Source organism: Mesorhizobium koreense (assembly GCF_031656215.1).
GTDB lineage: Bacteria > Pseudomonadota > Alphaproteobacteria > Rhizobiales > Rhizobiaceae > Mesorhizobium_L > Mesorhizobium_L koreense.
Genome location: NZ_CP134228.1, coordinates 2,956,418 through 2,971,079, shown reverse-complemented (window position 1 = coordinate 2,971,079; position 14,662 = coordinate 2,956,418). Strand labels below are relative to the sequence as shown.

Below are 14,662 nucleotides of genomic sequence, written 5' to 3'. Positions count from 1 at the left end.
TCCCCAGGAAGGGCGCTCAGTCCGCCCCTGCCAAAGCCTCAGGACTTCGTGGCTTTTTCCCGCGGCGCGGTCTTTACCGGTTCGTCGGCGCGATGCTCGACCGTCCTGCCGTCGACGGCATCGTCCGCATCGTCTTCGCTCATGCCCTTCTTGAAGCTCTTGATGCCCTTGGCAACATCGCCCATCAGGTCGGGGATCTTGCCGCGGCCGAACAACAGCAGAAGGATGACAAGCACGATCATCCAGTGCCAGATTGAGAAAGAACCCATATCTTATTCTCTTTCGAACGTTTCCCTCGATTTGATCTAAGCGCTTTCGCCCGATCTTTCAAACGGAGAGTGCACAGACTTTTCGCTTTTGAACCAGCGTGGTTGCGCGATGCGGACAATGCGCCGCACCCGGGCGCCGCACGCAGGCTCCATGTCCGGACGTCGGACCCGAGCGGAGGCTTGATCCGAAAGCTAATCCTCGACGCGCGGCGTCAACAGGCCGAGTTCCTCCAGATCGATGTCGGTCAGCGGGTCTTCGTCCTCGGTAAGCTCGTCGGGATCGGCCGGCGGCTGCGGCATGGAGAAGTTGGACGGCATGCGCGTCGAAAGCAGGCCCGCTCCCTTCAATTCCTCCATTCCCGGCAGGTCGCGGACTTCCGCCAGGCCGAAATGGTCGAGAAAACTTTCCGTCGTGCCGTAGGTCACCGGGCGACCCGGCGTGCGGCGGCGGCCACGCATCCTCACCCAGCCGGTCTCCAGCAGAAGGTCGAGCGTGCCCTTGGAGGTCTCGACGCCGCGTATGTTCTCCATCTCCGCTCGGGTGACCGGCTGGTGATAGGCGACGATGGCGAGCACTTCGAGCGCGGCGCGCGACAGTTTCTTCTGCTGTACGGCATCGCGGCTCATCAGGAAGGCGAGGTCGCCTGCCGTACGGAAGGCCCAGGCGTCGGCCACGCGCACGAGGTTGACACCGCGCTTTTCGTAGGAACGCTGCAATTCGGCCATCACCTGCGGCACGTCGATGCCTTCCGGCAGGCGCGCGGCGAGCGCTTTTTCCGTCACGGGTTCGGCGGAGGCGAAGACGAGGGCTTCGGCCATGCGCATCGCCTCGGAAAGATGCAGGCGCTCGGCCGGATTGCCGATGAATTCCTCGGGTTCGTCTTCTTCGTTCATAAACGGAACGACCGTCGCTGGTCTGCCTTCAATCACCGGTGACCTCCGTCAATCTGGCGCCGGATGGATTCGGCTTCGAGCGCATATAGAGCGCGGCGAAGGCCTGTTCCTGCCGCACTTCCAGATGCCCCTCGCGTATGAGTTCCAAGCTGGCGGCGAAGGAACTGGCGATCGCGGTCACCCTCTCCTCGGGCGTTGCGAGATAGTCGAGGAGGAAACTGTCGAGCGCCGTCCAGTCGCGCATCTGGCCGACCAGCCGCATCAGGATCGATCGCGCCTCCTTGAGCGACCACACGCCGCGCTTGACGATCTGCACATTGGTGATCGCCTGGCGCTGCCGCTGCGAGGCGTAGGCCGTGAGCAGATCGTAGAGCGAGGCGGAATATTCGTTGCGCTTCTCGACGATCACCGCCTCCGGCATGCCACGCGCGAAGACGTCGCGGCCGAGCCGGTTGCGGTTGACCAGCCTCGCGGCCGCATCGCGCATGGCCTCCAGCCGCTGCAGCCGGAACTGCAGCACCGCCGCCATCTCTTCGCCGGTCGCCTCCTCGTCGCCCGGTTGCTTGGGAATGAGAAGCTTCGATTTCAGGTAGGCGAGCCACGCCGCCATGACGAGATAATCGGCGGCAAGCTCCAGCCGGAAGTGCCGTGCCCGCTCGATGAAGACCAGATATTGCTCGGCCAGTGCCAGCACCGAGATGCGGGCGAGATCGACCTTCTGGTTGCGGGCCAGGTGCAGGAGCAAGTCGAGCGGCCCCTCGAAGCCGTCGACATCGACGACGAGCGCCGGTTCGGACAGGGCCCGCTCCGCGTCGTTGTCCGCCCACAGGCGCTCGAAAGGTGCTTCGTCCTTGTCCGGCACTCGTTTCCGTTTCCTATGCCGCCGCCTCGAAATAGCCCGCGAATTCCGCGCGGGCCTCCGCCTCTACCGTCGCGTCCGGCTTCCACCGCGCCGCTAGCGCCTGTTCGGCCCGCTCAAGCGGCTTGCCGGAGAGCGGGCCGGCGGCGCTTGCTACCGCGCGCATTTCCTCCATCACGCCGTTGCAGTGAAGGACCAGATCGCATCCGGCGGCAAGGATTGCAGCCGTCTTCGTGGCGAAATCCCCAGAAAGCGCCTTCATCGAGACGTCGTCGCTCATCAAAAGCCCGTCGAAGCCGATTTCGCCGCGGATGATCTCCTTGATGACCCTGGCGGAATGCGTCGCCGGGTTGGCGGGATCGATCGCCGAATAGACGACATGCGCCGTCATCGCCATCGGCAGGTCGCGAAGCGCGCGGAACGGAGCGAAATCATGTACGCGCAACTCCTCCAGCGATACATTGACCGTGGGGAGTTCGAAATGCGTGTCGGCGCCGGCGCGTCCGTGGCCGGGAATGTGCTTCATAACCGGCAGGACGCCGCCGGCAAAAAGCCCGTCCGCGGCGGCGCGCCCCAATGCGGCGACGATCTTCGGATCGCGGGCATAGGCCCGCTGGCCGATCACGTCATGCGCGCCCTCCACGGGCACGTCGAGTACCGGCAGGCAATCCGTATCGACCCCGCAGCGCACAAGGTCGAAGGCGTGGAGCCGCGACATCAGCCATGCCGCGCGCAGCCCTGCCTCGCGGTCGCGCCGATAGAGTTCGCCAAGCGCCGCAGCCGGCGGATAGTTCGGCGCGAGCGGCGGCCTCAGCCGCTGCACCCGCCCGCCCTCCTGGTCGATGAAGACCGGCGCATCCGGCCGACCGACGCAATCGCGCATCGCGGCGGTCAGATCACGCAACTGCGCAACCTCGCCGACATTGCGTGCGAAAAGGATAAAACCCCACGGCCGCTCGTCGCGGTAGAAGGCGATTTCATCCTGCGTCAGGCTCAAGCCCGACGCGCCGAGGATCATGCGTTTTGATTCGTTCATCGGCGAAGGATAGCGCGAAGCGGCCATTGCCGCACTATCCAGGGCATGGCGGCAATGACCGCCCTATTCCACCGTCACCGATTTCGCCAGATTGCGCGGCTGGTCGACATCCGTGCCCATCTGCACCGCTGTATAGTACGCGAGAAGCTGCACCGGCAGCGCGTAGACGATCGGCGCAATGAATTCCGGCATGTCGGGCAGGACGATGGTCTCGAAGGTCTCTATGCCCGCGCGCTTGGCCCCCGTCTCGTCGGTGATGAGGATGATCCGGCCGCCGCGCGCGGCTACTTCCTGCATGTTGGAAACCGTCTTCTCGAAGATGCGGTCGTGCGGGGCGATGACGATGACCGGCATGTTCTCGTCGATCAGTGCGATGGGACCATGCTTCAACTCGCCTGCCGCGTAGCCTTCGGCGTGGATGTAGGAAATTTCCTTCAGCTTCAGCGCGCCTTCCATCGCCAGCGGATAGCTCGTGTCGCGGCCGAGATAGAGGACGTGGTTCACCTTGGCGAGTTCGCGCGCCACCTTCTCGATCTGGCCGTCCAGCTTGAGCACCTGGCTGGCGAAGCGCGGCGCTTCGGAAAGCTGGCGCACCAGCCGCTTCTCCTCTTCCTCATCGATCGTGCCGCGCTCGGCGGCGGCGCGGACGGCGAGCGAGGCCAGCACCGAAAGCTGGCAGGTGAAGGCCTTGGTCGAGGCAACGCCGATCTCGGGACCCGCGAGCGTCGGCAAAGTGACGTTCGATTCGCGCGCGATGGTCGACCCGCGCACATTGACGATGGCGCCGATCGGCACGCCCTCGCTGCGGCAATAGCGGAGCGAAGCGAGCGTGTCGGCCGTTTCGCCGGACTGGGAGACGAAGAGGGCTGCGCTGTTCTTCGCCAGCGGCATCTCGCGGTAGCGGAATTCAGACGCGATATCGATATCGACCGGCAACCGCGCATAGCGTTCGAACCAGTATTTGCTGATCAGCCCCGCCAGATAAGCCGTGCCGCAGGCCGAAATCGCTAGCCGGTCGAGCTTCGCAAAATCGAAGGGCAAATCCATCTCGCGTGTCTTGCCGCTGATGAAGTCGAGATAATGCGCCAGCGTATGCGAGATCACCTCCGGCTGCTCATGGATCTCCTTCTCCATGAAATGCCGATGATTGCCTTTGTCGACGAGGTAGGAAGTGCCGACCGACTGCTGGCGCTGCCGCTTGACCGGATTGCCGTCGATATCGAAGATCTGCACCTTGTTGCGGCGCACGACCGCCCAGTCGCCGTCCTCCAGATAGGTGATGGCATTGGTGAAGGGCGCAAGCGCGATGGCGTCCGAGCCCAGATACATCTCGCCCTGGCCGTGTCCGACCGCGAGCGGCGGGCCGTTGCGCGCGCCGATAATCAGGTCCTCGTCGCCCTTGAACATGATCGCCAGCGCGAACGCGCCTTGAAGGCGCTTCAACGCGTTGTGGGCGGCTTCGATCGGTTCGGCGCCACCACGCAATTCCCGCGAGATAAGGTGCGCCACGACCTCGGTGTCGGTCTGCGACTGGAAGACGTAGCCGTCGCGCTTCAGTTCCTCGCGCAGCTCGGCGAAATTCTCGATGATGCCGTTATGGACGACTGCCACCTCGTCGGCGAAGTGCGGATGCGCGTTGGTCTCGTTCGGGACGCCGTGGGTCGCCCAGCGCGTATGGCCGATGCCGATCGTGCCGGACAACGGCTCGGCCTCGAGCCGGCGCTCCAGGTTGACGAGCTTCCCTTCGGCGCGGCGGCGGGAGAGTTCGCCCCGCTCGACGGTCGCGACGCCAGCGGAATCGTAGCCGCGATACTCCAGCCTCTTCAGCGCATCGACGATGAGCGGCGCCACCGGCGTCTGCCCGACGATCCCGACAATCCCGCACATCGTTGAAAACCCCTGCCTTGCTGCCGCTTTTCGCGCTTAGGACGTCAACCGCGTAGGCGAAAGTCACATATCGTTTCGAGACGTTTCAGCGGCAACCCGAAAAACAGGCCGACGCGATAGTCGAAGATATCATCAGTCGATTGAGGGGCGGTTACTACAATCGTTCATTTTTGGGCGTTCATTTTCGAGCCTTCGCCTTTTCCTTGGCGGCGGCGAGCCGGGCGCGCAATTCGATCCCCCTGCCCTCTTTGGTCGACTGCCGGGCACGGCCGAATGCGAGCCCACAATCGGGCACGTCTTCCGTGATGACGCTGCCGGAGGCGATATAGGCGTCGGCGCCGATCCTGACGGGCGCGACAAGCGCGGAATTGGAGCCGATGAAAGCGCCTGCCCCGATCTCGGTATGGAACTTGCTGAAGCCGTCGTAATTGCAGGTGATCGTTCCCGCACCGAGATTGGCCTTCGCGCCGACGGTAGCGTCGCCCACATAGGTCAGATGGTTGATCTTGGCGCCATCCTCGACGACCGATTTCTTGATTTCGCAGAAATTACCGACCTTGACGCCCTTGCGCAGATCGGCCCCCGGCCGCAGCCGCGCGAACGGTCCGACCTCGCTGGCAGCACCGATCACCGCCTTCTCGAAATGCGAGAAGGAATGGATGCGCACGCCCTCCGCCACGGTCACGCCGGGGCCGAACCAGACACTCGGCTCGACGACCGTATCGGCGCCAATCGCCGTATCCCAAGAGAAGAAGACGGTTTCCGGCGCGATCAGGGTCACGCCGGCAAGCATCATCTCGCGGCGTTTCCTCGCCTGCCACATAGCCTCGGCCGCGGCCAGTTCCACACGATTGTTGATGCCGAGCGCGTTTTCATAAGCCCCTTCGATCGCTTTCGTGGAAAGGCCGCGTGCATGGGCGATCTCCACGATGTCTGTCAGGTAGAACTCGCCCTTGGCATTCCTGTTCCCGACGGCATCGAGCAGCAGCAGCGCGGATGTTCCGGCCACTGCAATGACACCGGAATTGCAGAAGCCGATCCTGCGCTCTTCGTCGGTGCAGTCCTTCTCCTCGCGGATAGCGACGAGCGAATCATTCCGCTCTATCAGCCGCCCGTAGCCGGTCGGATCGGGCGGCCGGAAGCCCAGCACGACCACTTCGGCGCCGCCTGCCAGTTCGGCGCGCAGCGCTTCTATCGCCTCGGGCGCAATCAGCGGTGCGTCGCCGCACAGAAAAACGATATCGTCATAGCCCTTTGCGATGGCCTCGCGCGCGGAAAGTGCGGCATGCGCGGTACCCCGCCGCTCGGCCTGCACAAAGGATCTCGAACCGGGCGCGTAGGGCTCTACCGCGGCCCCGACCGCTTCGGCTCCGTTGCCGACGACAAGCGCGACCTCGCCCGCGCCTGCCGTAACGGCGGCGCGCACCACATGGGCGACCATCGGCAGGCCGGCGACCGGGTGCAACACCTTTGGCAGCGCGCTCTTCATGCGCGTGCCCTCTCCGGCGGCAAGGATGACCGAAAGGCAGGTTCGTGCGTTCATGAAAGAAAGCTCGCGTGAGAGACCAGACTATGCGCGGGCGTCTCTTAACACCGCTTCAACACGGCACAAAGCCCGAGGTCGGTCGAAAGCCCGGGTCAGCCGAGCCGGCCAAGCACCGGGAAAGCTTCGAGAAGCCAGTAGGAGACGAACTGGACGCCGCCGGTCAGAAAGGCGACGCCAGCGAGCACGAGGAGGCCGCCGATCACCTTCTCCACCCGGCCAAGATGCATACGGAAACGGCCGAGGAAGCGCATGAACGCACCGGAGAAAAGCGCCGCCAGCAGGAAAGGCACGCCAAGGCCGAGCGAATAGGCAGCGAGAAGAAGCGCGCCTTGCGACACGGTTTCCTGACCGCCGGCGAGGGTCAGGATAGGCCCGAGCACCGGGCCGATGCAGGGCGTCCAGCCGAAGGCGAAGGCAAGCCCCATCAGATAGGCTGCAGCGACGTTTGCAGGGCGTCCCCTCGCCTGGAAGCGCGCTTCACGCGAGAGAAGCGGAATTCGGACGATGCCGAGGAAATTCAGCCCCATCAGGATGATCAGGAGCCCGGCGACGATGGCCAGTGGCTGCTGCCAGTGCCGGAGCAGCGTGCCGATGGTCGAGGCGCCCGCGCCAAGCGCGACGAAGACAGTGGAAAAACCGAGTACAAAGGCGACCGACGCTGCCAGCAAAGGCAGGCGCACCGCCCGAACGGCCGCGGTTTCGCCATCGGAGCCGCGGAAATCCTCGACCGTCACGCCCGCCATATAGCAGAGATAAGGCGGCACAAGCGGTAGCACGCAAGGTGACAGGAACGACAGCGCCCCCGCACCAACCGCGCTCGCATAACCTATGTCCACCGCCATCGCTTAACCCAACAGGTGCCATTCAACACAGGCCACGGCTATACAGAGCCAAACCCCGACGCTCCAGTCACCTTTGCGTGGCATGTCGCCGCGAGGCGGTTCGCAGAAGCGGCCCGCAGCAGGCGGCAAGCGCTTATAAAGAATTCCCTGTCGAATAACTTGGTATCACAAGTCTAGTTTCGTTCTCTGGCCCAATTAATCAGTAAGCCAGAATCTAACCGGCTTTCTCGGGCGAGATAGAATCCATGCCGCGTTCAACCTAAGGAGTGCGCACATGGCTTCATCAGCTTTTAGAGTAATAGGTGCCGTCGCTTTGTTTTCGTTTGCCATCTCCCTCTCTCCAGGGGCTATGGCAGCAGGAATAAATCACGCGCCCAAAGCGGCGATGCAAAAAGCAAACGGGGAAATGGCCGTAAAGAAGAAGAAATGCTCTTCGGCTTTCGATTCTCAACCGGCGAGCGTCAGGGCCAAGGGAAAGAAAGCCTTTATGAATCACTGCATAAACGTGAAGTGACGTTAAATCCTTTGCTCTAGAAACGTACAGCATGAACCGGCCAGCCGTGCCTCGGCTGGCCGTGCCATAATACGGACTATGTCCTCTACGGTGCGATATTACTGAAGAAAGTAGTATCGGCTAACCGTATAAGCTACGCAGATCAGAACGAGCGGCAAAAGCGCATCGAATGCATAGCTCAGGAGCCTGCCGCCGCGCTTCATTTCCGTTTTGGCAGGCCGATCGTAATTGAATCCCAGATCCTTGGTCATGTGGACCCCCTTATCGCCTTGCGGATGAAATCATCGGACGCACCGCCTAACGACCTGTTTCGGCGATCGCTAAAATGCCGGCCGGTCCGGGCTTCAATTTTCCGGCGTGGTTAATCGGCGCAGGCCCAATGATTGTATTGCCGCTGGTCCTCCTCGGAGCACGATTTTCCCCGTTGAAGCCGATTGAGGTCGGTCGGACTCGGGCCTGGATGGCGAAGCGGCCTGACCTTGGCATTTCAGGAAAACCGAAGTGACACGATTGCAGAGGGCAAGTGTCTCGATTCCCCGCTTAGGCGGGGTCGAGGGTATGGTCGTCGCGGGCATCCTCCTGATGCTCCTCGGCGACTTCATGTTCGCCCTCAACGACGCTCTCGGAAAATGGCTCGTGGCGACCTTTTCGGTCGGACAGGTCGTGCTCATCCGCTCGATCGGCTTCTTCCTGGTGCTGACGCCGATGCTGATGCGCCAGGAGAAGGGAACCGTATTCAGGATCGCCAGTCCGGGCCTCGTCTTCCTGCGCGCCGTCCTCACGACGGTGGACACCGCCTGTTTCTACGCGGCCGTGGTCTACCTGCCGCTCGCCGACGTCATGAGCTTCTACATGGCCGCGCCGATCTATGTCGCCGCGCTTTCCCATTTCTTCCTCGGCGAAAACGTCGGCTGGCGGCGCTGGATGGCGATCACCCTGGGCTTCTGCGGCGTCCTGATCATGCTCAGGCCATCGACCTCGGCTCTGTCGCTCGCCTCCGTCTATGCGATCGTCGGCAGCCTCGCCTTTGCCATTTCGCTCATCCTCAGCCGGCTCCTGCGCGGAACGAGCGACGCGACCTTGGTAACCTGGCAGACGATCGGCGGCATCGTTCTCGGCGCGGTGCTGACCATCAGCGCCTGGAAGACGCCTTCTTTCGGGGAACTGCTCCAGCTTCTCCTGCTCGGCATCGTCTCCTGCGCCGCGCATCTCATGATCACGCGATCGCTGAAGCTCGCGCCCGCTTCGACACTGGCGCCGCTGCAATACACGATGCTGATATGGGGCGCGCTGCTCGGCTATTTCGTCTTCGGCGACGTTCCGGAAAGCCGCATCTGGATCGGCTCGGCGATCATCGTGCTGGCCGGCCTCTTCATCTTCCACCGGCAGAAGGTCAAGGCGGTGGTGCCGCCGGAGAATGTTCCGAAGGGCGTAAGCTGAACCGGAACTCTTCTCTATCCGCCGAGCCGAAAAAGTGCCGCCGGGAAATAGCCACGCCGGGGGGCGGAATTTTTCCTGTCCTGCCGCATCTGTGATGTCATAATGCGGGGACCGGACGGTCCCGGCTTCGATTTCACATCACTATCCACGAGCAGGGCGGAGGAGCGACCATGGACGATCTCAAGGGAGGGGAATGCGCCGCCTCCATATCGGACCTTCCCCTCACCTCCGCGCACTGGGGAACATACCGGGTGCATGCAAGCGGCGGCGTGCCCATACGGCTCAGCGGGTTCGAACGCGATCCCGACCCTTCCCCGATCGGGGATTCTATGATCGATACGCTCAAAGGGCCGTGCCGGATCGGCAAGCCCATGGTGCGGCACGGATTCCTCAATCGCTCGACCTCGGATACCCGCGACATGCGCGGCCGCGACGGTTTCGTGGAAATGGACTGGGACGAGGCGCTTGACCTTGCCGCCGCCGAGCTCAGCCGGGTTCGCGATCTTTATGGCAACACCGCCATCTATGGCGGCTCCTATGGCTGGGCGAGCGCGGGACGGTTCCATCACGCGCAAAGCCAGCTCCGCCGCTTCATGAACCTTTTCGGCGGCTGCACGGTCTCGCGCGATTCCTACAGCTCCGCCGCCGCCGAGGTCATCCTTCCACACGTGGTCGGCCAGTTATCGTCTCTCTTCGTCGAGCATACCTCGTGGAAGAGCATCGCCGAAGGCGCCGGCCTGGTCGTCGCGTTCGGCGGCATGTCCATCCGCAATTCACAGGTCAACTCCGGCACCACCGGCAGCCACGAACAGCGCGGCGACATGCTGGCCGCCAGACGCAATGGCGTGAGATTCGTCAATGTCAGCCCGGCGCGCTCCGATGTGCTCGACGAACTGGACGCGGAATGGCTGTCGATACGCCCCAACACCGACCTTGCCCTGATGCTGGGGATCGCGGGCTGGCTCCTTACCGAGGAACGGCACGACCAGGCGTTTCTCGACCGGTACTGCACCGGCTTCGACCGCTTCCGGGACTATCTGACAGGCAAAACGGACGGCATCCGGAAGACCCCTCGATGGGCAGCCGGGATCACCGGCATCTCGGAAGAAGAGATCGTGCGCCTCGCGCGCCTGATGGCCGACACTCCGACGATGGTTTCCGCAAGCTGGTCGCTCACGCGCCAGCAGAACGGCGAACATAATTACTGGATGCTGGTGGTGCTGGCGGCCATGCTGGGCGGCATCGGCCGGCCGGGCACCGGATTCTCGCTAGGACTTGGGGCGGTCACCAGCGTCGGGAAACACAGGGGCTATCTGCCCTGGGCGGCATTGCCTACCGGCAAGAACCCCGTCGAAAGCTTCATTCCCGTCGCCCGCATCGCCGATATGCTGCTCAATCCGGGTGCGCCATTCGAGTATGACGGCCAGCATCTCAATTATCCCGATATCCGCCTAGTCTACTGGGCCGGCGGCAATCCGTTCCATCACCATCAGGATCTCAACCGATTTCGCCAGGCATGGCGGAAAGTCGAGACGGTCATCGTGCACGAGCCGTTCTGGACGCCGCTCGCGCGCTTTGCGGACATTGTCTTTCCGGCGACCGTCGGTCTGGAGCGCAACGACCTCGCCGCTTCGCCGCGCGACGGCTACATGTTCGCATCCAGCAAGGTCAGCGAGCCCTATGGCGAAACCCGCAACGATCACGAGATCTTTGCGGGACTGGCGGCGCGGCTGACGCCCGGGCAAGGGATCAACAGCGATTTCGAGCAGGCATTTCGGGGCGGACACAGCGAAAGCGAATGGCTGGGGGAGCTCTACGAAGAGAGCCGGCGCCGCGGACGCGAAGTCGGTCACGATCTGCCCGATTACGAGACGTTCCTGCGAACCGGCATCTTCAAGCTGGAGCCGCCAGCGAGGCCGATGGTCATGCTCGAGGACTTCCGGCGCGATCCCGGCAAATATCCGCTTTCGACGCCTTCCGGCCGCATCGAGATTTTCAGTGCAACGATCGCCGGGTTCGGGCTGGCGGACAATCCGGGGCATCCGGTCTGGCATTCGCCCGACGAATGGTTGGGCTCGTCCCTCGCCCGACGCTTTCCGCTGCATCTGATTTCGCACCAGCCCTCGCGGCGCCTGCACAGCCAGCTCGATCACGGCGCTCACAGCCGTGCCGGGAAGATAAAGGGGCACGAAGTGTGCCGCATGAACGGGACGGAGGCTGCCAAACGCAGCATCGCGTCAGGCGATCTGGTCCGCATCTTCAACGACCGTGGCGCCTGTATCGCGGCGGCGGAGATCGACGACCGTATCCGGGACGGCGTCGCCATGATCGCCACCGGCGCCTGGTACGATCCCGACTGGGATGCGGACCCGGCCTGCTGCAAGCACGGCAACGCCAATACGCTGACGGCCGACCGGCCGACCTCTCCCATCGCGCAGGGGCCAAGCGCGCAGACCTGCCTTGTCGAAGTCACGTCCTTCGACGGCGATGCGCCGGAGGTCACCGCATTCGTGCCGCCGCGAATCGGCCCGGCGCCGTCATCATGACGGAAACGGCCCATCGGCCGCATTGATGGGCTTTCGCATTGCCACGGCGCGCATTGCAGATATTTAGTTCCACCTTTATATGCAGTTTTCGCCGTTGCGACCTTGTGTCGGAACGGCAAGAACCCTAAGGGATTCAGCGTCGAAGACCGACCTCGGAGCGTAGCGCAGTCTGGTAGCGCATCTGGTTTGGGACCGTTGGCGCGCGGTCGAAATTGCCCTTTTATTCTAGCTACTTAGAGGCGTCCTTTGCAGCCGGTATGCTGCTAGGTATGCTGTTTGCTGCTTCCATCGCCGCACGCATGTCGTCAAGCATGGCGTGAGCGTATTTCGCGGTCGTGGCGATATCTTCGTGACCAAGCATCTGTTGCACGACTTTGAGATTGCCGACGCGAAGGGTCCGGGTCGCCGCCGTGTGCCGGGTGTCATGGAACCGGAAGTTCTCCACCTTCGCTTCGCCCTTGTAGCGCCGCCACGCCGTCTTGAAGCCTTCCATGGTGATCGGTCGGCGCTCGCCGCGAACAAGCTTTAGGTGCTTGCGCGTGGCCTTCACAACGTAGGTAAAGACGGCGGTCGCGTGATTGTCCTTCTGTTGCCAGAGAAGATCATAGACCGGCGTGGTCATGGGGATGGTTCGCGTCTTGTCGCCCTTGCCAATGACGGTGATGGTCTTGCCGAAGAAATCGACACGCTGCCACGTAAGGCCGACAATCTCGGCGCGCCGGCATCCGGTCAGGAAGGCGAAGCGAACGGCCGGGGCGTAGTCGTCACGCATGGCGGTCAGAAGCTTGGTCTCTTCGTCGCGGCTCGCCTCACGGATACGCTCTTGCGGCTCCCTAAGCCAATGCTGCCCCCAATCGATATCAGTGACCGGAACCTTCCACACGCGAGCGGCGCGGCGCATCAGGCCGCGCAACGGCTCGATCACGGAGCGGTTGACGGTTGCGTTGGAAACGTCATCGCCGCGCCGGGTAGCGACCATCAGCGCCACCTTGGAATCCGTGATCTTGTCGAGCGTCGTATGCTTGCCGATCTGGCCTTCAAGCCAGCCGAGATAGCGAAAGCAATCGACGGAATTGGCGAGGTGCTGACCGACTTCGATCCAGTAGCGGGAAGCGGCAATCTCGAAAGCCATGGGGCCTTCGGCCGTGAACTTCGCCTGTTTGGCGAGCTTGTCCTTCGCTTCGCGCTTTAGCTGTTCAACGATCTTCTCGGCTTCGCGGCGGTTGCCGGTGCCCGCCGAGCCTGAAAATCGATTACCTCGAATTTCAAATGAGTAGGAGTAGTTCGCTCTTCCCTTGGGCTTGTATAGCGACATTGCTGTTGACTCCGGGTGTGAATGAAATCGTCAAGGTCGGTGTGAGCGTAACGCCGGGTCGGTCGCTTCCCATCGAGGCCGATGTTCACCCAACGCAAAGCGCCGGCATTCGTCAGTTCAAGCAGATGCTTGGGCGTGACGGCGAGCAATTCGGCGGCTTGCGCAGGGGTTAAGAGCCTCGACATACATGGTTTATAGCGACCGACCTAATGGGACTGCATACGATTTTTATGGATTTCGACGCCCGTATTATTCCTTGCGCACTTCATCACGCATTTCCTTGAGAGAGCGCCACTTATTTTCACCGGGAAAGCGGGCTTCCCAATAGTTCCAGCCGTTGAGATTTGTCGTATTGCCGTCCTTAGTGACGGCAAGCGCGCTCGCGGCAGCCGACAGAGTGTCGAAGGACTGTCCGTTTACGATCAGCTTCCCGTTCAAGAACCGCCCCTCATAGACCTGCCGTCCGCGTAGATAAGACATCCTCGCGTGCGAACCGTGCGGCACTCGCACGCCGTCTTCCGACCAATCTATGCCGCTCGTCTCAACGGAATCAGCCGACGTGCTCAACTCCGGCAGCTTAAGCAAACGGCGCAGAGCCATATAAGGCGGCTCATCGAAACCGCGCCGCTCGCCTTCTATCAGGCGGTGAATATCCCAATCGATGTCAATCTTTTGCAAGTGCATATGCGTGATCTCCTTTGTTGAGCGCCCTGTCAGCGCACAAAATCACTATCACACTCCGATTACTCAGTTCAATAGTAAATATGAGTAGATAGAGAAAAAGCCCACCGCTCGTCGCGGTGGGCTTCGGATAGGATGCCTGGGCTCGGGGCAAGGTATTCACCGCCCTTCACCATGGCGCGGGCCTTGCGCGGATCAGTTGCGTCGCAAGCACTACGAGAGCGGAAGGCTCCCAGCTATTTGCAGAACCTGCCCTACCATTACCCATAGCAAGCCGACCGGCGTCCGATCTATCGCCTCACCATTTTCTACCAAGTCATCAATATACTCGTGCATATCGATATATAATTTCTCAACTCTAGCTGGATCAATAATGCCGTCGGCACCAGAAAGTGTTTCTGCCTCCTCATGAAATTTATGTGCGGTCCTTAACATTGATCGCTCTAAATTTCTTGAGTTTATTCGTATGAAGAAAATTTGCACATCATATAGCCACCGTATCCAATGCAAGCGCGGAGAGGAACGCCTATTTGAAGCAGTCTGAAACCGCTTACGTGTTCGTCGGGCAGACCAAATTTGAAATTGTTTCGCCATACTGACGAATGATCTAAACTTGCGACCGAAAATGAATCCCCATTCTTTTGTCAGAAGAAGAACGCCGTAGAAGCCGACTATGAGACCGGCAACCACTAGCCAGCGCTGTAACAGTTCCATTTCAGTTGTTGCCCTCGTCCCGCCACACCGGCCGTTTGTGAACCTTAACCTCAACCAGCCGGCGAACCTTGATCCTGTCCCGTTCCATTGCGGACGGCAAGCGCACGTCAACATCTAGG

General features: G+C 61.8%; 14 protein-coding genes and 1 pseudogene. 3 read left to right on the top strand and 12 right to left on the bottom strand.

The genetic code is table 11. The features are described 5' to 3' along the window. Window positions 1–38: 38 nt before the first annotated feature. From RBH77_RS14135 to RBH77_RS14105, 7 genes are all read right to left on the bottom strand, one after another. Complete coding sequence (locus tag RBH77_RS14135) at window positions 39–269, bottom strand: twin-arginine translocase TatA/TatE family subunit (RefSeq protein ID WP_311028237.1); 231 nt, start codon at window positions 267–269, stop codon at window positions 39–41. A 192-nt stretch (window positions 270–461) separates the two neighbouring features. Beyond that, the gene (gene scpB / locus RBH77_RS14130; RefSeq protein WP_311028236.1) at window positions 462–1,163 is read right to left on the bottom strand and encodes an SMC-Scp complex subunit ScpB; all 702 of its coding nucleotides are present in this window, start codon (window positions 1,161–1,163) and stop codon (window positions 462–464) included. Window positions 1,164–1,191: 28 nt separating this feature from the next. Continuing rightward, a complete protein-coding gene (locus tag RBH77_RS14125; protein ID WP_311028235.1) occupies window positions 1,192–2,025 on the bottom strand; it encodes a segregation and condensation protein A in 834 nt (277 codons plus the stop codon). Between the two features lie 13 nt (window positions 2,026–2,038). Continuing rightward, window positions 2,039–3,058, bottom strand: a complete 1,020-nt coding sequence (nagZ, locus tag RBH77_RS14120) for a beta-N-acetylhexosaminidase (RefSeq protein ID WP_311032546.1) — start codon at window positions 3,056–3,058, stop codon at window positions 2,039–2,041. A gap of 63 nt (window positions 3,059–3,121) precedes the next feature. Continuing rightward, entirely contained in the window at window positions 3,122–4,945 is a 1,824-nt protein-coding gene (glmS, locus tag RBH77_RS14115; RefSeq protein WP_311028234.1) for a glutamine--fructose-6-phosphate transaminase (isomerizing), read from the bottom strand. Between the two features lie 178 nt (window positions 4,946–5,123). Continuing rightward, the gene (glmU, locus tag RBH77_RS14110) at window positions 5,124–6,488 is read right to left on the bottom strand and encodes a bifunctional UDP-N-acetylglucosamine diphosphorylase/glucosamine-1-phosphate N-acetyltransferase GlmU (RefSeq protein ID WP_311028233.1); all 1,365 of its coding nucleotides are present in this window, start codon (window positions 6,486–6,488) and stop codon (window positions 5,124–5,126) included. 95 nt (window positions 6,489–6,583) lie between these two features. Beyond that, on the bottom strand, window positions 6,584–7,333 hold the full coding sequence (locus RBH77_RS14105; protein ID WP_311028232.1) for a cytochrome c biogenesis CcdA family protein: 750 nt from the start codon (window positions 7,331–7,333) through the stop codon (window positions 6,584–6,586). A 274-nt stretch (window positions 7,334–7,607) separates the two neighbouring features. Here RBH77_RS14105 and RBH77_RS14100 point away from each other — a divergent pair, with 274 nt between their 5' ends. Further along, the gene (locus RBH77_RS14100) at window positions 7,608–7,847 is read left to right on the top strand and encodes a hypothetical protein (RefSeq protein WP_311028231.1); all 240 of its coding nucleotides are present in this window, start codon (window positions 7,608–7,610) and stop codon (window positions 7,845–7,847) included. A gap of 98 nt (window positions 7,848–7,945) precedes the next feature. On the opposite strand, the gene RBH77_RS14095 is transcribed toward RBH77_RS14100, so the two are convergent. Next, window positions 7,946–8,098: a hypothetical protein gene (locus tag RBH77_RS14095; RefSeq protein WP_311028230.1), complete on the bottom strand. Its 153-nt coding sequence runs from the start codon at window positions 8,096–8,098 to the stop codon at window positions 7,946–7,948. 307 nt (window positions 8,099–8,405) lie between these two features. On the opposite strand from RBH77_RS14095, the gene RBH77_RS14090 reads away from it, so the two are divergent. Both RBH77_RS14090 and RBH77_RS14085 read left to right on the top strand, forming a co-directional pair. Beyond that, on the top strand, window positions 8,406–9,287 hold the full coding sequence (locus RBH77_RS14090; protein ID WP_311032545.1) for a DMT family transporter: 882 nt from the start codon (window positions 8,406–8,408) through the stop codon (window positions 9,285–9,287). A gap of 170 nt (window positions 9,288–9,457) precedes the next feature. Beyond that, a complete protein-coding gene (locus tag RBH77_RS14085) occupies window positions 9,458–11,833 on the top strand; it encodes a molybdopterin-dependent oxidoreductase (RefSeq protein ID WP_311028229.1) in 2,376 nt (791 codons plus the stop codon). Window positions 11,834–12,062: 229 nt separating this feature from the next. Here the strand turns inward: RBH77_RS14085 and RBH77_RS14080 are convergent, their stop codons facing one another. From RBH77_RS14080 to RBH77_RS14070, 4 genes and pseudogenes are all read right to left on the bottom strand, one after another. Further along, window positions 12,063–13,148, bottom strand: a complete 1,086-nt coding sequence (locus tag RBH77_RS14080; RefSeq protein WP_311028228.1) for a tyrosine-type recombinase/integrase — start codon at window positions 13,146–13,148, stop codon at window positions 12,063–12,065. A 71-nt stretch (window positions 13,149–13,219) separates the two neighbouring features. Continuing rightward, a pseudogene (locus tag RBH77_RS24005) lies at window positions 13,220–13,333 on the bottom strand (helix-turn-helix domain-containing protein); the annotation flags it as partial. Between the two features lie 64 nt (window positions 13,334–13,397). Then, window positions 13,398–13,832 (bottom strand): hypothetical protein, encoded by a 435-nt coding sequence (locus RBH77_RS14075; protein WP_311028227.1) that lies wholly within the window; start codon window positions 13,830–13,832, stop codon window positions 13,398–13,400. A gap of 210 nt (window positions 13,833–14,042) precedes the next feature. Beyond that, window positions 14,043–14,543 (bottom strand): hypothetical protein, encoded by a 501-nt coding sequence (locus tag RBH77_RS14070; protein WP_311028226.1) that lies wholly within the window; start codon window positions 14,541–14,543, stop codon window positions 14,043–14,045. Window positions 14,544–14,662 lie beyond the last annotated feature (119 nt).

Excerpts from the sequence above, each read along its gene's own strand:
- RBH77_RS14080 (WP_311028228.1), bottom strand. The coding sequence starts at position 13,148 with ATGTCGCTATACAAGCCCAAGGGAAGAGCGAACTACTCCTACTCATTT.
- RBH77_RS14095 (WP_311028230.1), bottom strand. The coding sequence starts at position 8,098 with ATGACCAAGGATCTGGGATTCAATTACGATCGGCCTGCCAAAACGGAA.
- glmU (WP_311028233.1), bottom strand. The coding sequence starts at position 6,488 with ATGAACGCACGAACCTGCCTTTCGGTCATCCTTGCCGCCGGAGAGGGC.
- RBH77_RS14070 (WP_311028226.1), bottom strand. The coding sequence starts at position 14,543 with ATGGAACTGTTACAGCGCTGGCTAGTGGTTGCCGGTCTCATAGTCGGC.
- glmS (WP_311028234.1), bottom strand. The coding sequence starts at position 4,945 with ATGTGCGGGATTGTCGGGATCGTCGGGCAGACGCCGGTGGCGCCGCTC.
- nagZ (WP_311032546.1), bottom strand. The coding sequence starts at position 3,058 with ATGAACGAATCAAAACGCATGATCCTCGGCGCGTCGGGCTTGAGCCTG.
- RBH77_RS14090 (WP_311032545.1), top strand. The coding sequence starts at position 8,406 with ATGGTCGTCGCGGGCATCCTCCTGATGCTCCTCGGCGACTTCATGTTC.
- RBH77_RS14135 (WP_311028237.1), bottom strand. The coding sequence starts at position 269 with ATGGGTTCTTTCTCAATCTGGCACTGGATGATCGTGCTTGTCATCCTT.
- scpB (WP_311028236.1), bottom strand. The coding sequence starts at position 1,163 with ATGAACGAAGAAGACGAACCCGAGGAATTCATCGGCAATCCGGCCGAG.
- RBH77_RS14100 (WP_311028231.1), top strand. The coding sequence starts at position 7,608 with ATGGCTTCATCAGCTTTTAGAGTAATAGGTGCCGTCGCTTTGTTTTCG.
- RBH77_RS14085 (WP_311028229.1), top strand. The coding sequence starts at position 9,458 with ATGGACGATCTCAAGGGAGGGGAATGCGCCGCCTCCATATCGGACCTT.
- RBH77_RS14075 (WP_311028227.1), bottom strand. The coding sequence starts at position 13,832 with ATGCACTTGCAAAAGATTGACATCGATTGGGATATTCACCGCCTGATA.
- RBH77_RS14105 (WP_311028232.1), bottom strand. The coding sequence starts at position 7,333 with ATGGCGGTGGACATAGGTTATGCGAGCGCGGTTGGTGCGGGGGCGCTG.